At 69.6% G+C, this 15,626-nt stretch carries 14 protein-coding genes; 10 read left to right on the top strand and 4 right to left on the bottom strand.

Features of this window, described 5'->3' with window-relative positions; translation table 11 throughout:
* The first annotated feature begins 359 nt into the window (after positions 1–359).
* Complete coding sequence (locus ACZ7M2_RS12325) at positions 360–2,264, top strand: AMP-dependent synthetase/ligase (protein WP_471595138.1); 1,905 nt, start codon at positions 360–362, stop codon at positions 2,262–2,264.
* 128 nt (positions 2,265–2,392) lie between these two features.
* Here the strand turns inward: ACZ7M2_RS12325 and ACZ7M2_RS12320 are convergent, their stop codons facing one another.
* A complete protein-coding gene (locus tag ACZ7M2_RS12320; protein ID WP_028805073.1) occupies positions 2,393–2,596 on the bottom strand; it encodes a cold-shock protein in 204 nt (67 codons plus the stop codon).
* 343 nt (positions 2,597–2,939) lie between these two features.
* Here ACZ7M2_RS12320 and ACZ7M2_RS12315 point away from each other — a divergent pair, with 343 nt between their 5' ends.
* The 5 genes from ACZ7M2_RS12315 (at position 2,940) to ACZ7M2_RS12295 (ending at position 8,210) form a co-directional block, all read left to right on the top strand.
* A complete protein-coding gene (locus tag ACZ7M2_RS12315; protein ID WP_352046331.1) occupies positions 2,940–3,788 on the top strand; it encodes a menaquinone biosynthetic enzyme MqnA/MqnD family protein in 849 nt (282 codons plus the stop codon).
* Between the two features lie 130 nt (positions 3,789–3,918).
* Complete coding sequence (locus tag ACZ7M2_RS12310; protein WP_471595137.1) at positions 3,919–5,643, top strand: serine/threonine-protein kinase; 1,725 nt, start codon at positions 3,919–3,921, stop codon at positions 5,641–5,643.
* A 2-nt stretch (positions 5,644–5,645) separates the two neighbouring features.
* On the top strand, positions 5,646–6,470 hold the full coding sequence (locus ACZ7M2_RS12305; protein ID WP_471595136.1) for a prepilin peptidase: 825 nt from the start codon (positions 5,646–5,648) through the stop codon (positions 6,468–6,470).
* 71 nt (positions 6,471–6,541) lie between these two features.
* The gene (mqnC, locus tag ACZ7M2_RS12300; protein ID WP_471595135.1) at positions 6,542–7,756 is read left to right on the top strand and encodes a cyclic dehypoxanthinyl futalosine synthase; all 1,215 of its coding nucleotides are present in this window, start codon (positions 6,542–6,544) and stop codon (positions 7,754–7,756) included.
* A gap of 7 nt (positions 7,757–7,763) precedes the next feature.
* Positions 7,764–8,210, top strand: coding sequence for an imidazolonepropionase-like domain-containing protein (locus ACZ7M2_RS12295; RefSeq protein WP_471595134.1), 447 nt, complete (start codon positions 7,764–7,766; stop codon positions 8,208–8,210).
* 92 nt (positions 8,211–8,302) lie between these two features.
* Here ACZ7M2_RS12295 and ACZ7M2_RS12290 read toward each other — a convergent pair whose 3' ends face one another.
* A complete protein-coding gene (locus ACZ7M2_RS12290; RefSeq protein WP_471595133.1) occupies positions 8,303–9,355 on the bottom strand; it encodes a chitinase in 1,053 nt (350 codons plus the stop codon).
* A 391-nt stretch (positions 9,356–9,746) separates the two neighbouring features.
* Here ACZ7M2_RS12290 and ACZ7M2_RS12285 point away from each other — a divergent pair, with 391 nt between their 5' ends.
* The 4 genes from ACZ7M2_RS12285 to ACZ7M2_RS12270 all read left to right on the top strand — a co-directional run bounded on the left by ACZ7M2_RS12285 (position 9,747) and on the right by ACZ7M2_RS12270 (position 14,611).
* Positions 9,747–10,067: a hypothetical protein gene (locus ACZ7M2_RS12285; RefSeq protein WP_352046336.1), complete on the top strand. Its 321-nt coding sequence runs from the start codon at positions 9,747–9,749 to the stop codon at positions 10,065–10,067.
* Positions 10,068–10,086: 19 nt separating this feature from the next.
* Positions 10,087–12,492 (top strand): bifunctional polysaccharide deacetylase/glycosyltransferase family 2 protein, encoded by a 2,406-nt coding sequence (locus ACZ7M2_RS12280; protein WP_471595132.1) that lies wholly within the window; start codon positions 10,087–10,089, stop codon positions 12,490–12,492.
* Position 12,493: 1 nt separating this feature from the next.
* A complete protein-coding gene (locus ACZ7M2_RS12275; protein ID WP_471595131.1) occupies positions 12,494–13,843 on the top strand; it encodes an acyltransferase family protein in 1,350 nt (449 codons plus the stop codon).
* 72 nt (positions 13,844–13,915) lie between these two features.
* The gene (locus ACZ7M2_RS12270) at positions 13,916–14,611 is read left to right on the top strand and encodes a demethylmenaquinone methyltransferase (RefSeq protein ID WP_471595130.1); all 696 of its coding nucleotides are present in this window, start codon (positions 13,916–13,918) and stop codon (positions 14,609–14,611) included.
* Positions 14,612–14,659: 48 nt separating this feature from the next.
* Here ACZ7M2_RS12270 and ACZ7M2_RS12265 read toward each other — a convergent pair whose 3' ends face one another.
* A complete protein-coding gene (locus ACZ7M2_RS12265; protein ID WP_352046340.1) occupies positions 14,660–14,992 on the bottom strand; it encodes a PASTA domain-containing protein in 333 nt (110 codons plus the stop codon).
* 124 nt (positions 14,993–15,116) lie between these two features.
* Positions 15,117–15,623: a GNAT family N-acetyltransferase gene (locus ACZ7M2_RS12260; RefSeq protein WP_471595129.1), complete on the bottom strand. Its 507-nt coding sequence runs from the start codon at positions 15,621–15,623 to the stop codon at positions 15,117–15,119.
* Positions 15,624–15,626: the final 3 nt, after the last annotated feature.

The raw sequence follows: 15,626 nt of genomic DNA, 5'->3' as shown, positions 1-15,626 counted from the left end.
GACGCGACTTCGAACTCCGCCCACTACGCCTGCACATCGAGGTGAGGGGCGGTGGACGGTGAGGGAGGGCGGGGTCTGGTCGTCGTGGCCTGCTCGCCTCCGTCCGGGGCATCACGGACCGCCCCGTCGGCAAGACGGTATGGGCCGAACTTCCCTTGGAGAATTAACATTTACCCGGGGTAACTCGCACCCCGCCCGCCCCAAACACGCACAAACCCCACACCCCGACCCCGTACGATCCCGGTCACCCCTGCCTTGTTGAAACTCGCATGAACCCCCCACGCCCCAGGCACGTATGAGGCGTTGCGCCCCCAACCCGCCTCATACCGACCGGGTCCTGGTAGCCAAGGAGCCACTCCATGTCCACCCAGCCCAGCCCGTACGACTCCCCGCCCTCCCTCGTGGAGCCCGAGATCAGGCGGCTGGACGGAGTGGTGCGCGAGGTGTCCATGCCGCCGCTCGTCGGTCAGGTGACCCACGGCTCGCTCGCGGACATCCCGTTCGACAACGCGACCGTGGCCCCGAACGCGGCGGTCCTCAGCAGGAAGAACGCCGACGGCGCCTGGGAGGACGTGACCGCCACCGAGTTCGCCGCGCAGGTACTGGCGGTGGCGAAGGGCCTGATCGCCGAGGGCCTGGCGCCCGGCGACCGTATCGCGATCATGGCGCGGACGACGTACGAGTGGACGCTCCTGGACTTCGCGGCCTGGGCGGCCGGCCTGGTCACCGTCCCCGTCTACCCCACCTCCTCCGTCTTCCAGGTCCGCTGGATCCTCCAGGACTCGGGAGCTGTCGCCCTCGCCACGGAGACGGTGGCGCAGGCGTCCGCGCTCGGCCCGGAGCGCGACCGGATCCCCGACCTGCGGCACATGTGGGTCTTCGAGAAGGGACACCTGGAGCGGCTGGCCGAGCTGGGCCAGGACATCCCGGACCAGGAGGTCGCCGTGCGCCGTGGGGTGCTCGGCCCCGCCACCCTCGCGACCCTCATCTACACCTCGGGCACCACCGGCCGCCCCAAGGGCTGCGCACTCACCCACGGCAACTTCTTCGCCGAGATCGACAACGCGATCGAACTGCTCTACCCGATCTTCAAGGCGACGACCTCGGACGCCGCGTCGATGCTCCTCTTCCTCCCTCTCTCCCATGTCTTCGGGCGGATGGTCGCGGTCGCCTGTCTGCGTGCCCGGGTGCGCCTGGGCCATGCGCCGAGCCTGGATACCGAGGACCTGCTCGCGGACCTGGCGAGCTTCCGGCCCACCTTCCTGCTGGCCATCCCTTATGTCCTGGAGAAGGTGTTCAACACCGGCCGGGCCACGGCCGAGAAGATGGGCCGCGGGTCCTCCTTCGACCGCGCCGCGCGCATCGCGTGCAGCTACGGCGAGGCGGTCGAGGCCAAGCAGCACGGCACCGGGCCGGGCCCCTCGCGCTCCCTGCGCGCCGCCCGCGCCCTCTATGACCCCCTCGTCTACCGCCGTATCCGCAACGCGCTGGGCGGCAAGGTCCGCTACGCGATCTGCGGCGGCTCCCCGCTGGGCCGCCGACTCGCCGCGTTCTACGCGGGGGCCGGCATCGAGATCTTCGAGGGGTACGGCCTGACGGAGGCCACCGCCGCCGCGACCGTCACGCCTCCGCTCAAACCCCGACTGGGCACGGTGGGCTGGCCGCTGCCGGGCACTCGGGTACGGATAGCCGGGGACGGCGAGATCCTGCTGGGCGGCGAACAGATCTTCCGCGGCTACTGGGACCCGAACGCGGGCGGCGTCGTCGACGCGGCGCCCGACGGCTGGTTCGCGACCGGTGACATCGGCGAACTGGACGACGGGGGCTACCTCACCATCACGGGCCGCAAGAAGGAGATCCTGATCACCGCGGGCGGCAAGAGCGTGGCCCCCGCGCCTCTGGAGAACTGGCTCCGCTCGCATCCGCTGATCGCCCAGTGCATCGTCCTCGGCGACCGCCGCCCCTTCGTCACCGCCCTCATCACGCTGGACCAGGACGGCGTCACCCACTGGCGCCAGATGATCGGCAAGCACCCCGTCCCGCCGGAGCTCCTCATGGACGACCCGGAGCTGAACGTCATCCTCCAGCGCGCGATCGACGAGGCCAACAAACTCGTCTCCCGCCCCGAGTCCATCCGCCGCTTCGCCGTCCTTCCGGGAGACTTCACGGAACTGGCGGGCCACGTGACCCCCACCATGAAGCTGAAGCGGGCGGCGATCGAACGTGACTTCAGCGAGAAGATCGAGGAGCTGTACGTGCGGTAGGGACGCCACCGCCGACAGGAGAGGACAGACGAGGACAAGGCAGGAGCCCCGCGACCGGCTGGCGCGGGGCTCCTTGGGTACTGCGATCCGTTCCGGATCAAAGCATTGGGCTCATGAAGCCCGCAGACTTAGATCGGGGTGACGTTCTCCGCCTGCGGGCCCTTCGGACCCTGCGTGACGTCGAAGGAAACCGACTGGTTCTCTTCGAGAGAGCGGAATCCGCTCGCGTTGATCGCGGAGTAGTGGACGAAGACGTCCGGGCCGCCGCCTTCCTGGGCGATGAAACCAAAGCCCTTTTCGGCGTTGAACCACTTCACGGTTCCGGTAGCCATAAGCCCTCCTTGGGCCCAAAGGGTTGCCCTGCTCCAGAACCTGCGATTGTGTAAACAACTGCATTCGTCTGAAAACGACGAGAGCCCGCGGTCACATGCTCCGCAGGCTCTGTACTGCAAGGGAAACCAAACTGCAACTTGCGGCGAGCCTAGCACGCAGGCAGCCGAAAGCAATAGGGGGCAAGATCACGTCACCCGGATGTTTGACCCGCATGGCGGATGGGTTGACGTGATGGTGTCGACTCGCTGTCGCAAGGGTTGACACAAGAGGGTGGAAGGGTTTCGGAAACCACGCGGGGACCCTGGAGACTGCACGGTACTCCATGGGGTCTAGCCTCGCGATGTGGACAATTACCGCACCCGGCCGCGCGTCGGCCACATCCAGTTCCTGAACTGCCTGCCCCTCTACTGGGGGCTCGCGAGAACGGGCACGCTCCTCGACTTCGAGCTCACCAAGGACACCCCGGAGAAGCTCAGCGAGAAGCTGGTACAGGGCGACCTCGACATCGGGCCCATCACGCTCGTCGAGTTCCTCAAGCACGCCGACGAGCTGGTCGCCTTCCCGGACATCGCGGTCGGCTGCGACGGTCCGGTGATGTCCTGCGTGATCGTCTCGCAGGTCCCGCTGGACCAGCTGGACGGCGCCCGCGTCGCCCTCGGCTCCACCTCCCGTACGTCCGTTCGGCTTGCGCAGCTGCTGCTGGCCGAGAGCGTGGGCGTCCAGCCGTCCTACTACACGTGCCCGCCCGACCTCAGCCTGATGATGCAGGAGGCCGACGCCGCCGTCCTCATCGGCGACGCGGCACTGCGGGCCAACCTCCTCGACGGGCCGAAGTTCGGTCTGGAGGTGCACGACCTCGGCACGCTGTGGAAGGAGTGGACGGGCCTGCCGTTCGTCTTCGCCGTGTGGGCGGCCCGCCGCGACTACCTGGAGCGCGAGCCCGTCGTCACCCGCAAGGTGCACGAGGCCTTCCTCGCCTCCCGGGACCTCTCGCTGGACGAGGTCTCCAAGGTCGCCGAGCAGGCGGCCCGCTGGGAGGCCTTCGACGAGCGGATCCTGGAGCAGTACTTCACCACGCTCGACTTCCGCTTCGGCGGCCCGCAGCTCGCGGCCGTACGGGAGTTCGCCCGGCGGGTCGGCTCGACCACCGGCTTCCCGACGGACGTGAAGGTCGAACTGCTGACTCCCTGAGATCGCGGGGACGTCTCCCTGGGATCGCGCGGATGTTCTGAACCCGCGGGGGCGTTGGCGACCCCGCGGGGGCGTACGGAACTACGCTGCTGGGCAGTGCGTCCGTGCGTACGGGGGAGGTGGGAGCGCCATGCAGCCGCTCGGAGTGGATGAGCCCACGGTCGTGGGGCCCTACCGGCTGCTCGGCCGGCTGGGCTCCGGCGGCATGGGGCGGGTGTACCTGGGCCGCAGCGCGGGCGGGCGGACGGTCGCGGTCAAGATCGTGCACCCGCACTTCGCGCTCGACGAGGAGTTCCGCGCCCGCTTCCGCCGCGAGGTCGAGGCCGCGCGACGGGTGGGCGGCGCGTGGACGGCCCCGGTCCTCGACGCGGACCCCGAGGCGTCCGTGCCGTGGGTCGCGACCGGCTACGCGGCCGGTCCCTCGCTCGCCGCGGCGGTCGCGGACGCGGGTGGTCCGCTTCCGGCGCATTCGGTACGGGTGCTGGGCGCGGGCCTGGCCGAGGCGCTCACGGCGGTCCACGCACTGGGCCTCGTCCACCGTGACGTCAAGCCCTCCAACGTCCTGCTCACCCTCGACGGCCCCCTCCTCATCGACTTCGGCATCGCCCGGGCCACCGACGGCACCGCCTCGCTCACCTCGACGGGCGTCTCCGTCGGCTCCCCCGGCTACATGTCTCCCGAGCAGATCCTCGGCAAGGGGGTCACGGGCGCGGCGGACGTCTTCTCCCTGGGTGCGGTGCTGGTGTACGCGGCGACGGGCGAGTCCCCGTTCCCCGGCGACTCCTCGGCCGCCCTCCTCTACAAGGTGGTGCACGAGGAACCCCGGCTCGGATCCCTGGAGGGGGAGCTACGGGAACTCGTGGCCGCCTGCCTCGCCAAGGACCCGGCCGGCAGGCCGACCCCGGGTGAGGTGGCCGGACGCCTGGCCCCCGAGGGGGCGGCCCGGCTGGTGACCGCCGGCTGGCTGCCGGGGCCCCTGGTGGAGCAGGTCAGCCGCAGCGCGGTGCAGCTGCTGAACCTGGAGGCGGCGGAGGTGACGCCGTCCGGGCCGGTGGGGTTCAGCAGCCCTTCGGTGGGCACGGACTCCGGGACCGGGGCGCCGCCGCCCGACGGGGTGTTCGGTCCGCCGCCGACCATGCCGCCGTACGCCGTGCCGACGTACGTTCCGGGGCAGCGCGATGTCCGGGACGCGGTCGCGGCGCCGACCGTCCACCCGGGCACGCCCGCGGCCGGCCCCGGCCACCAGGATCACCCGGGCAAGCTCTCCGTCAGCATGGCCGCGACCTCGGCCCCCGGTGCGAACGGTCGTGGCCGCAGGGTGAGTTGTACGCTCGCGCTGGCCGTGGCGGGAGCGCTGGCCGCGGTGACCGTGGGCTCGGTGTTCATGTTCCACCTGCTCCCGGGCGGCGGTGACGACAACTCGGCTTCCAGCGGCTCCGATTCCGCTGCCACCCCTCCGGCCTCGACACCGAGCGTCCCCGGCCCGGCCGGCGCGACGCTCGCCTCCGTGCCCGCGCACTACCTCGGGACCTGGTCGGGCGACGCCTACGCGCTGAACGGGAAGCTGCCCGCGGGCACGTTCCGGGTCACCCTCCACCAGGCTGCCGTGGGCAAGGAGTTGGGCACCTTCCGGTCGACCGACCTGATCGGCGGCAACTGTGACGACGTACTCGTCCTGAAGAAGGTCACGGACACACAGCTCACCGCGACGAGCACCGCCAAGACGTCCAATCCCGGCACCTGCACGACCGGCAGCCACGAGGTGCGGCTGACCCCCGCCGGGGGCGACCTCAAGTACGAGACGGACAACGCGGACGCGGGCGATCCGGTGGCGCGGATGTCGAAGGCCGAGTAGCCGTGGACCTCGAACTCTGGTCCGTCCGGCCGCTGTGGCTGACCGTCCTCGCCGCCCTCTGGGGCGCGGCGGCGGGACTGCTGGTGCCGCGGGCCGCCTACCGGTTCGCGGTGGAGCCGGACGAGGCGTGGCGGACCCGGTGCCCGGACGGACACGTCCTCACCGGCGCCGCGGGCGGCTGGCTCGGCCTCGCCCGCTGCCTCGACTGCGCCCAGGACCTTCGTGGCCTGCGTGACCTTCGTACGTCCTGGTCGGGGCCCGGCGACGCCCCGACGGCGTACCGCTACGGCCCCGGCACCCCGCTCGTCGCCCTCGCCACCGCGGGGGCCTGCGCCGGTCTCGCCCTCGCCACCGGCGCCCGCCCCGAACTGGCCGTCTGGCTGCTGCTCGCGCCGCTCGGCGTGCTGCTCGCGGTCGTGGACTTCCGGGTGCAGCGCCTGCCGGACATCCTGACCCTCCCGCTCGCCGGCCTGGCGCTCGTACTGCTGGGCGTGATGGCCCTCGTACCGGAGCACGCGGGGCAGTGGCCGGCCGCGCTGTTCGGGTCGCTCGTGCTGGGTGGCGCGTACTTCCTCCTCTTCCTCGTCAACCCGAACGGCATGGGCTTCGGCGATGTGAAGCTCGCGCTGGGAATCGGGGCCGTGCTCGGCTGGTACGGATGGGGGACCGTGGTGCTCGGTACCTTCGCCGGGTTCCTGTTCGGCGGCCTGTACGGGCTGGGACTGGTACTGATGCGACGCGCGGGGCGCAAGACGTCCATCCCCTTCGGCCCGTTCCTGATCGCGGGGGCGTACGTCGGGCTGCTGATCGGGGCGTACGCGGCCTGACGTCGGGACGCGGGAGGGGCTGGCGTAGGCTGGCCGGGTCCGTCCAGAACCCTTACGAAAGGGACGCTCCGGTGACCGAGAAGGCCGACCTCACGTCTTTTGATGTCACAGCCGTCCTCGACCGTGCTGCCGCGGGTGGGCGGATCACTCCCGAAGAGGCGCTCGTCCTCTACCGCGACGCCCCGCTGCACGCCCTGGGCGCCGCCGCGGACGCGGTACGCCGCCGCCGGTACGCGGGGACCGAGCACATCGCCACGTACATCATCGAGCGCAACATCAACTACACGAACGTGTGCGTCACGGCGTGCAAGTTCTGCGCCTTCTACGCGGCTCCCAAGGACACCGCCAAGGGCTGGACGCGCGACCTCGACGACATCCTGCACCGCTGCGCGGAGACCGTCGAACTCGGCGGCACGCAGATCATGTTCCAGGGCGGACACCACCCGGACTACGGCGTCGAGTACTACGAGAGGCACTTCGCCGCGATCAAGGCCGCCTACCCGCAGCTGGTCATCCACTCCCTCGGCGCCTCCGAGGTCGAGCACATGGCCCGCATCTCCAAGGTGAGCGTGGAGGAGGCCATCCAGCGGATCCACACCGCCGGCCTCGACTCCTTCGCGGGCGCCGGTGCCGAACTCCTCCCGGCCCGCCCCCGCAAGGCGATCGCCCCCCTCAAGGAGTCCGGCGAGCGCTGGCTGGAGATCATGGAGACCGCGCACGGGCTGGGCGTCGAGTCGACGTCCACCATGCTCATGGGCACCGGCGAGACCAACGCCGAGCGCATCGAGCACCTGCGGATGATCCGTGACGTACAGGACCGCACGGGTGGCTTCCGCGCCTTCATCCCGTACACCTACCAGCCCGAGAACAACCACCTGAAGGGCCGCACGCAGGCGACGCTCTTCGAGTACCTGCGGATGATCGCGATCGCCCGACTGTTCATGGACAACATCGCCCACATCCAGGGCTCCTGGCTCACCACCGGCAAGGAGGTCGGCCAGCTCTCCCTGCACTACGGCGCGGACGACCTCGGCTCGATCATGCTGGAGGAGAACGTCGTCTCCTCCGCCGGCGCCAAGCACCGCTCCAACCGCATGGAGATCATCGACCTGATCCGCAAGGCCGGCCGCGTGCCCGCCCAGCGGACCACGACGTACGAGCACATCGTCGTCCACGACGACCCGGCGAACGACCCGGTCGACGAGCGCGTCATGTCCCACATCTCGTCCACCGCGATCGAGGGCGGCACGGCGCACCCCGAGCTGAAGCTGCTCGCCTCCAACTAGCCCCGCCGTGCTGACGATCCACACCGCCGACGAGCTGCGCGTCAGCTGGGACGCGGACCCGCTGAAGGACGGCGCGGTCGCCGTGGAGGGCGACCGGGTCGCGGGCACCGGCCCGCTGGACGCGCTGCTGGAGCGCTTTCCAGGGGCGCGGGTCCGCAGCTGGCCCGGGGTCCTCGGGCCGGCGCTCGTCCACGAGGGCCCACTGCCCGACGCGCCGTCGCCACGGGAACGTGTTCACGCGGTGCTGAAGTCGGGTGCGGTGGCGGTTCTTCAGGAGCACGTCGACACACCGGAACTCCTGGCCGCGGCCCAGCGAAACGACGTCGTGGTCCTGGCCCGCACCCGGCCTACGGCGATCGTGGCCCTGGGCCGGGCCGACTTGGCGGTGTTCGACGCGGACGGCACGTGCTTGGCGACGGTATGCGCGGGCCGCCTGGTACACAGACGCCGCTGAGTTCTGGAGCCGCGTGCACTGGAGCGCGCTCTTCAGGGGCGCGGGGAACTGCGCGACCAGCCCCCACCGGCCCGCAGATCAGATATGCGCCGTCACCCAGCGAACGCCTCCGCAAACGCCCCCGAACTCTGCGAAACCCCACTGCAATTGGTGGCCGCATTGTCCGAAGAAGCGTCATCACTCGAACACTGCTGATCCCGGAACGTCGACCACATCGACACCCAAGCGATCTTCTTCGACTCGGCGAACGCACGGACCTGCGCCGCGTCCGAGAGGCTGAACGTCTCATTGGCCACGTCGTTGTCCCCGATCATCGACGTCAACGCGAGCCCCTGCCAGGCCCCCGCACTCGACAGCCCGAACACATCCTGCAGTTGATCGTGGGTCGCCTTGGCGGAGGTCTCGGCGTAGTCGCCCATGTCCCCGGAGTACGAACTCCCGTAGTTCATCGTCATGATGTTGACCGTGGAGACCGTCACGGAGTTGTCGTTGGCGGACTCCAGCAGCGCCAGACTGTCCGAATCCAGCCCGGACGGCATGACCGGCAGCGTGAAGGACACCTTCAGGTCACCGCGCTCCTTCTGGAGCAGCGCGATCGCCTTGGACCGCAGCGCCACCGACGCGGAGTCGGTCAGTGCGTCCCCCTCGATGTCGAAGTCGGCCTGGGTGGACCCGGCGGCGTCGAGCGCCGCCCCGTACGCCGCCGCGAGCGCGCTCGCGCTGCCGCAGACCTCCGCCAGCTCCTTGCCGGACGCCCCGCCGAACGAGACGCGCACACTCGCGCCGGACTCCTTCAGCGCCGAGATCCGCGACGTCACGGCGGCCTTGTCGAGGGCGTCCGTGCCGTTCCACTTGGCCGTGCAGTGGGTGCCGTCGGAGATCACGAAGGCCAGGTTGTACGTGGTCGGAGACCCCGTCGAGTCCGTCGCGGAAGCCTCCGTGGCGCTCACGTAGGGCGCGTACGAGGTGCTGGACGAGGTGCCGGAGGAGGACGCGCTCGCGGAGGGCGCCGCACTCGTCCGCGGGGCCCGGGAGGTCTGCGCGGGCGCCGCGTCCGTGGTGCCCGTACCGCCGGAAGAGCACCCCGCCACCGCCAGAGCAAACAGGCAGGTGAGCCCGGCAGCCGGCCTCAGATAACCCCTCATTGCGTATGCACCCGCTCTCGTGATTTCTGTCTCAGGACCGAAACAAAGTGCGATTCGGGAGTTCCAAGGTGGCACATCCGAGGGTGATTCCCGAATACAGGAAGCGCATGGGTTACCCATGAGTAGCGGTGCGCGAATCGGGCAAGCCGGGTCGCGAATCGGTGCACAAGGTAGATATGCATCGACCCTGAGCTGCGCGGATGTTCAAGGATTCTCTCAGGGAATGGACAGCTTGGGCCAAGTTTCATGGGCGCCTCACATGAGAACCAGAGAATTGGCCACATAAAGGAGCCCTAATATCCGGGGAATGCAATCCGAGTCAGCCATCGAAAACCACAGTCAAGGGCGCGGCCGCCGCCGTAAACGCGGCAACGCGTCCGAAGACGGTCCCGTGTTCGTTGACAACTCCGGGCGCAGAGCACGTCTGCTGCGCAGGTTCGGCATGCTCGTCGGCGCCGTCTGCTTCGGTTACGCGGTCGTCCTCGGGATGGCCTTCATGGGCTGGGGCACCTCGCTGACCCCGTCCTCGCTCTTCCCCTTCAGCGGCGGCCAGGCCGGCTCCGCACCCGGGGGCGACCTTCGGCCGCAGGGCGGCGTGGCCCCCACCGGCAGGCCGACCGGCACCCCGCCGTCGGGCCTGCGCACGGGCACGGCCCCCTCCTCGGCCGCTTCCCCGGCCGTATCCGCGTCCGCTTCCGCCGGCGCCAACTGACCGGAACGGACCCACCTCCATGACTTCGACGACGCCTTCACGCGGCCGCCGGCGCGCCCCCACCAAGATGGAGCGGGCGGCCGGCAAGGCCGCGGCGCTGCAGAAACCGCGTGTGATCCTGGCCCTGCTGCTCCTGCTGGGGCTCACCAGCGTGATGCTGCTCGACGGCTATCTGCGTTCCGAGATCGGCAACGACGCGCGGGTGCGCGACGGCGCGGCTTACGACAAGGTGCCGCAGAAGATCCTCGACGGCGGTCCGCTCCTGACGTTCACGGGTGGCACGGCCAAGACCCAGTCCGTTCCGAAGAGGACCATCGTGCTCACCTTCGACGACGGTCCGACCCCGACCTGGACTCCCCAGATCCTCAAGGTGCTCGAGGACAACAACATCGAGGCCACCTTCTTCATGGTCGGCTCGATGGTCTCCCGCTATCCGGGCGTCGTGAAGGACCTCGTGGACCAGGGCAACGAGGTCGGCATCCACACCTTCACCCACGTCGACCTCTCCTACCAGGGCACGGGCCGGCTCCAGCGCGAGCTGAAGCAGACCCAGCTCGCGCTCGCGGGTGCGGCCGGGATCACGACGACGCTGTTCCGGGCCCCGTACTCCTCGGAGATCAACGCCGTCGACAACTACAGCTGGCCCGTCTACAAGGAGATCGGCAACCTCGGCTACACCAGCGTCTTCGTCGACACCGACAGCGACGACTGGAAGAAGCCGGGTGTCTCGAAGATCGTCCAGTGGGCCACGCCGAAGAACAACGAGGGTGCCGTCGTCCTCATGCACGACGCGGGCGGCGACCGCTCGGAGACGGTCAAGGCGCTCGACACGTACATCAAGAAGATGAAGGCGAAGGGGTACTCCTTCACCACCGTCAGCGGCGCGATGGCGAAGCTGAACGGGGCGCCGAACGGTGCCGGCCGCACCGGCACCGCCGGTTCCGGATCCGGACAGGCCGTCGAGGCCGGGGTCGGACAGACCGGTGCGGGTGCCGGTACGGGTACGGGTGCCGGTAGCGGCGCGTCGGGCGGGCAGCCGGGCGGCACGCAGTCCGCGCCCGGTGCGGGCTCCACCGACAACTCCTCCAACAGCTCCTCCAACAAGGTGAACATCGAGCAGTCCGGCCAGCAGAAGGCCACCGGCTCGACCCTCTACGAGGGCAAGGCCCTCATCTACGCGGTCGCGGTCGCCGAATGGGTCCTGCCGCTGCTCTCCTGGCTGCTGCTGGTCGTCGGCATCTCCGTCATGGGCCGATTCGGGATGATGCTGATCCTCGCCCGCCGTCACTACAGACAGCGCAACAGGAAACGCGGCAAGGGCGGCAAGTTCAGCTGGGGGCCGACGGTCACCAGGCCCGTGACGGTGATCGTGCCCGCGTACAACGAGAAGGAGTGCATCGCCAACACGCTCCACTCGCTGGCGCAGAGCACCCATCCGATCGAGATCATCGTCGTCGACGACGGCTCCACGGACGGCACCAAGGAGATCGCCGAGTCGCTGGGCCTGCCCAACGTCCGGGTCATCCGCCAGGAGAACGCGGGCAAACCGGCCGCCCTCAACAACGGCGTCCGCAACGCCAGTTACGACATCGTCGTGATGATGGACGGCGACACCGTCTTCGAGCCGGACGCCGTGCACCAGCTCGTCCAGCCCTTCGCGGACCCGGGCATCGGCGCGGTCGCGGGCAACGCCAAGGTCGGCAACCGCAACACCGTCATCGGCGCCTGGCAGCACATCGAGTACGTGATGGGCTTCAACCTCGACCGCCGCATGTACGACCTGCTGCGCTGCATGCCCACCATCCCGGGCGCGATCGGCGCGTTCCGCCGCGACGCGGTCCTCGAGGTCGGCGGCATGAGCGAGGACACGCTCGCCGAGGACACCGACATCACCATCGCGATGCACCGTGCGGGCTGGCGGGTCGTCTACCAGGAGCACGCCAGGGCCTGGACGGAGGCGCCGAGTTCGCTGAAGCAGCTGTGGTCGCAGCGCTACCGCTGGTCGTACGGCACCATGCAGGCGCTGTGGAAGCACCGCAAGTCCCTGACGGACAAGGGCCCGTCGGGCCGCTTCGGTCGCATCGGCATGCCGCTCGTCGTGATCTTCCAGATCATCACGCCGGTCCTCGCCCCGCTCATCGACGTGTTCACCGTCTACTCGATGATCTTCGTGGACTTCTGGGCCTCACTGCTGGCCTGGCTGGCGGTGCTGGTCGTCCAACTCGTCTGCGCCGCCTACGCGTTCCGCCTCGACCGCGAGAAGTACCGCTACCTCGCGATGCTGCCGCTGCAGCAGCTCGCATACCGCCAGATGATGTACCTCGTCCTGATCCACTCCTCCGTGACCGCCCTGACCGGCGGCCGCCTCCGCTGGCAGAAGCTCAAGCGCACGGGTGAGGTCGGGACCCCGGCAGGAGTGAGCTGACATGAGCTGGGGCTCGGAACAACAGGAGCAGCAGGGGTACGGCTACGGGTACGGGCAGCAGGTGCCGCCGCAGCCGTACGGACAGGGATACCCCCAGTACGACCAGGGATACGGGCCGCCCGCGCAGCCCGTCCAGTACGAGCAGCCCTGGCAGTACGTTGCCGAAGAGCCGCAAGCGGCGGCCTCGAACACCATCCAGATGGACCCCGTCCAGGCGGAGTCCCGGACGGCACCGGAACCGGCACCGGCACCGGAACCGGAACCGAGGTCGGTGTCAGAACCAGAACCCGAACCGGATGCCGGGCCCAAGCCGAAGGGCGGCGGACGCGACCGCTACTTCGACGCGCTGCGCGCCGTCGCGCTGGTCCGTGTCGTGGCGTACCACACCTTCGGCTGGGCCTGGGCCGGCCTGGTCTTCCCGTCGATGGGCGTGATGTTCGCGCTCGCCGGCTCGCTGATGGCCAAGTCCCTGGAGCGCCCCGCGCTCAAGGTGGTCAAGAGCCGGATGCGACGGCTGCTGCCGCCCTTCTGGTTCTGGGGCTTCTTCGTCGTGGTGGCGATGCTGATCCACGACTGGATGCCGGGCTGGCAGATCGTCTTCTGGATCGTGCCGGTCGGCGACCCGCCGGGCAACCAGTGGGGCATCCAGGCCTGGGAGATCCTCTGGTACCTCAGGACGTACCTCTGGTTCGTCCTGATGTCCCCGCTGCTCCTCAAGGTCTTCCGCAAGGCCCCCCTCCCGGTCCTGCTCCTCTCGCTCGCCCCGATCCTGGTCTTCCAGTACGCCTGGGAGCCCCCGTACAACCGCTTCGGCAGCGGCCTGACGGACTTCGCCACCTTCCTGTTCTGCTGGCTGGTCGGCTTCGCGCACCGCGAGGGCGTCCTCCAGCGGCTCAAGCCCGCCCTGGTGATCCTGGCGTCGCTCGCCCTCCTGGCGTACGGCGGCTGGTACACCTTCGCGCACCAGGCGGAGTTCGGTACGTACGACCTGGACGAGGTCCCCGTCGCGCAGACCTTCTGGTCGGCCGGCTTCGTGACGCTGCTGATGTACTTCAAGGCGTACTACAACGTCGACTTCGCCTGGCTCGCCCGCCTCAAGCGGCTCGACCGGATCGTGACGATCTTCAACGGGCGGGCGGTGACGATCTACCTCTGGCACGAGATCGCCCTCGTGCTCGCGGTCCCGCTGATCGACCAGTTCTGGAAGGTGCCCGCCTTCGAGAAGTGGCTGCCGCTGGAGAGCCAGTGGTTCATGTTCGGCATCGGCTGGGTGCTGATCTGGGTCGCCATCCCGCTGGTCGGCTGGGTCGAGGACGTGGCCGCCAAGAAGAAGCCGAAGCTGCTCCCCTGAAGGGGGCACGTGAGACCGGCGTACGGGCCGGGCGCCGCAGAGTCGCCCGGTCCGTGCTGCCACAATGGGGGAGTGACCCGCGCATCCCTGGACAAGCAGCCGCACGAAGTCGCCTCGATGTTCGACGACGTGGCGGAACGGTACGACCTGACGAACGACGTGCTGTCGCTCGGCCAGGACCGGGTGTGGCGCAGGGAGGTCGCGAAGGCGGTCGACGCGCGCCCCGCGCAGAAGATCCTGGACCTGGCCGCCGGTACGGCGACCTCGTCCCTGCCCTTCGCCCGCACCGGCGCGTACGTCGTGCCCTGCGACTTCTCCCTCGGCATGCTCCGGGTTGGCAAGAAGAACCACCCCTGGCTGCCGCTGACCGCGGGCGACGCGACGAAGCTGCCCTTCAAGGACGACACCTTCGACGCGGTGACGATCTCCTTCGGCCTGCGCAACGTCCAGGAGACCGACACGGCGCTGAGCGAGCTGTACCGGGTGACCAAGCCCGGCGGCCGGGTCGTGATCTGCGAGTTCTCGCACCCCACCTGGGCGCCGTTCCGCACGGTCTACACCGAGTACCTGATGCGCGCGCTGCCGCCGGTCGCTCGTGCCGTGTCCTCCAACCCCGACGCGTACGTCTATCTCGCCGAGTCCATCCGCGCCTGGCCGAACCAGCCCGAGCTCGCCGAGAAGCTGCGCAAGGCCGGCTGGTCGAAGGTGGCCTGGCGGAACCTGACGGGCGGCGTGGTGGCACTGCACCGAGGCTTCAAGGCCCCCTGACGCCTCCTCCGGGCGGCCTGCCGCTCTCGGTTCCGGAGAGCGGCGGTCTCACCTGAGCACCTCGAACGGGTCCCCGGGCTCGTCGAGCTCACGTTGCATGCCACCCGACGGCGGACCCGGCAGCCGCGGCTCCCGCACCCCCGCGCCGCCGTCCGCGTCACCGAGGTCGAACCACACGGTGACCACGGCCCCGCGCGGCACCTCGGAGCCGGGCGGCGGATATTGGCGTACGACGTAGTCGACGACGGTGAGATGGAAGTCGGGCCGGTCGGGCGCGGCGAGCAGCACACCTCGCGCGTCGGCCGTCTCGCGTGCGTCCACGGCCATCAGGCCGATGAGCCGCGGCACGCGCACTTCGGGTGTCTTGGGTGTCTGGCGCACGGACGTCACCCCCAGCGGTATCGGAAGGGTAAGCCAGGGCCCGGCCCTTCCGGAAGCCGTCGGGTGGCTGCCGGAAACCGTTCGGATGGCCGCCAGAAACTGTGGGGCGGCCTTCCGGAAGCCGTCAGAGGGCGAGGCGGTAGCAGTGCGCGGGTTCGGCCGTCGCGGGATGGGTGAAGACCTCGGCCAGTTCCATGCCGACGCGTCGGGTCACGGCGATGGAGCGCTCGTTGCCCGCTCTGACGATGGCGACGACATCCGGGACGCCCGCCGCGCGCACCCGCTGCAGGGTGGTGAGCGCGGCGGCGGTGACGTACCCCTTGCCCCAATGCGCCCTGCCGAGCCGCCACCCGATCTCGATCTTCCCCTTCGGCCCCCACTCGCGCGGCCACGGCTGCGCCCCGGTGAAGCCCAGCACCTCACCCTCCGCGTCGACCAGGGTCCACAGACAGAAACCGAGTTCGGCGTCGTGCCGGCGCTGCCGTGCGGTGAGCTCTTCGTACACCGACAGTTCGGCCGTCTTCCCACCGTGGAACTCCATGACCTCGGGGTCGGCGAAGATCCGGTGCCAGGCGAACGCGTCCTCGTCGGTGGGGACACGCAGCCGTACGTCAGGGAGAGCTCGGTTCACGGG

Source organism: Streptomyces sp. NPDC111507 (assembly GCF_055638955.1).
The sequence above is the reverse complement of the archived record's forward strand: the minus strand, read 5'-3'. Positions and strand labels throughout refer to the sequence as shown.

Bases quoted from the DNA above. Each gene is read 5' to 3' on its own strand.
- ACZ7M2_RS12280 (WP_471595132.1), top strand. From the start codon at position 10,087: ATGACTTCGACGACGCCTTCACGCGGCCGCCGGCGCGCCCCCACCAAG.
- ACZ7M2_RS12290 (WP_471595133.1), bottom strand. From the start codon at position 9,355: ATGAGGGGTTATCTGAGGCCGGCTGCCGGGCTCACCTGCCTGTTTGCT.
- ACZ7M2_RS12320 (WP_028805073.1), bottom strand. From the start codon at position 2,596: ATGGCTACCGGAACCGTGAAGTGGTTCAACGCCGAAAAGGGCTTTGGT.
- ACZ7M2_RS12310 (WP_471595137.1), top strand. From the start codon at position 3,919: ATGCAGCCGCTCGGAGTGGATGAGCCCACGGTCGTGGGGCCCTACCGG.
- ACZ7M2_RS12275 (WP_471595131.1), top strand. From the start codon at position 12,494: ATGAGCTGGGGCTCGGAACAACAGGAGCAGCAGGGGTACGGCTACGGG.
- ACZ7M2_RS12325 (WP_471595138.1), top strand. From the start codon at position 360: ATGTCCACCCAGCCCAGCCCGTACGACTCCCCGCCCTCCCTCGTGGAG.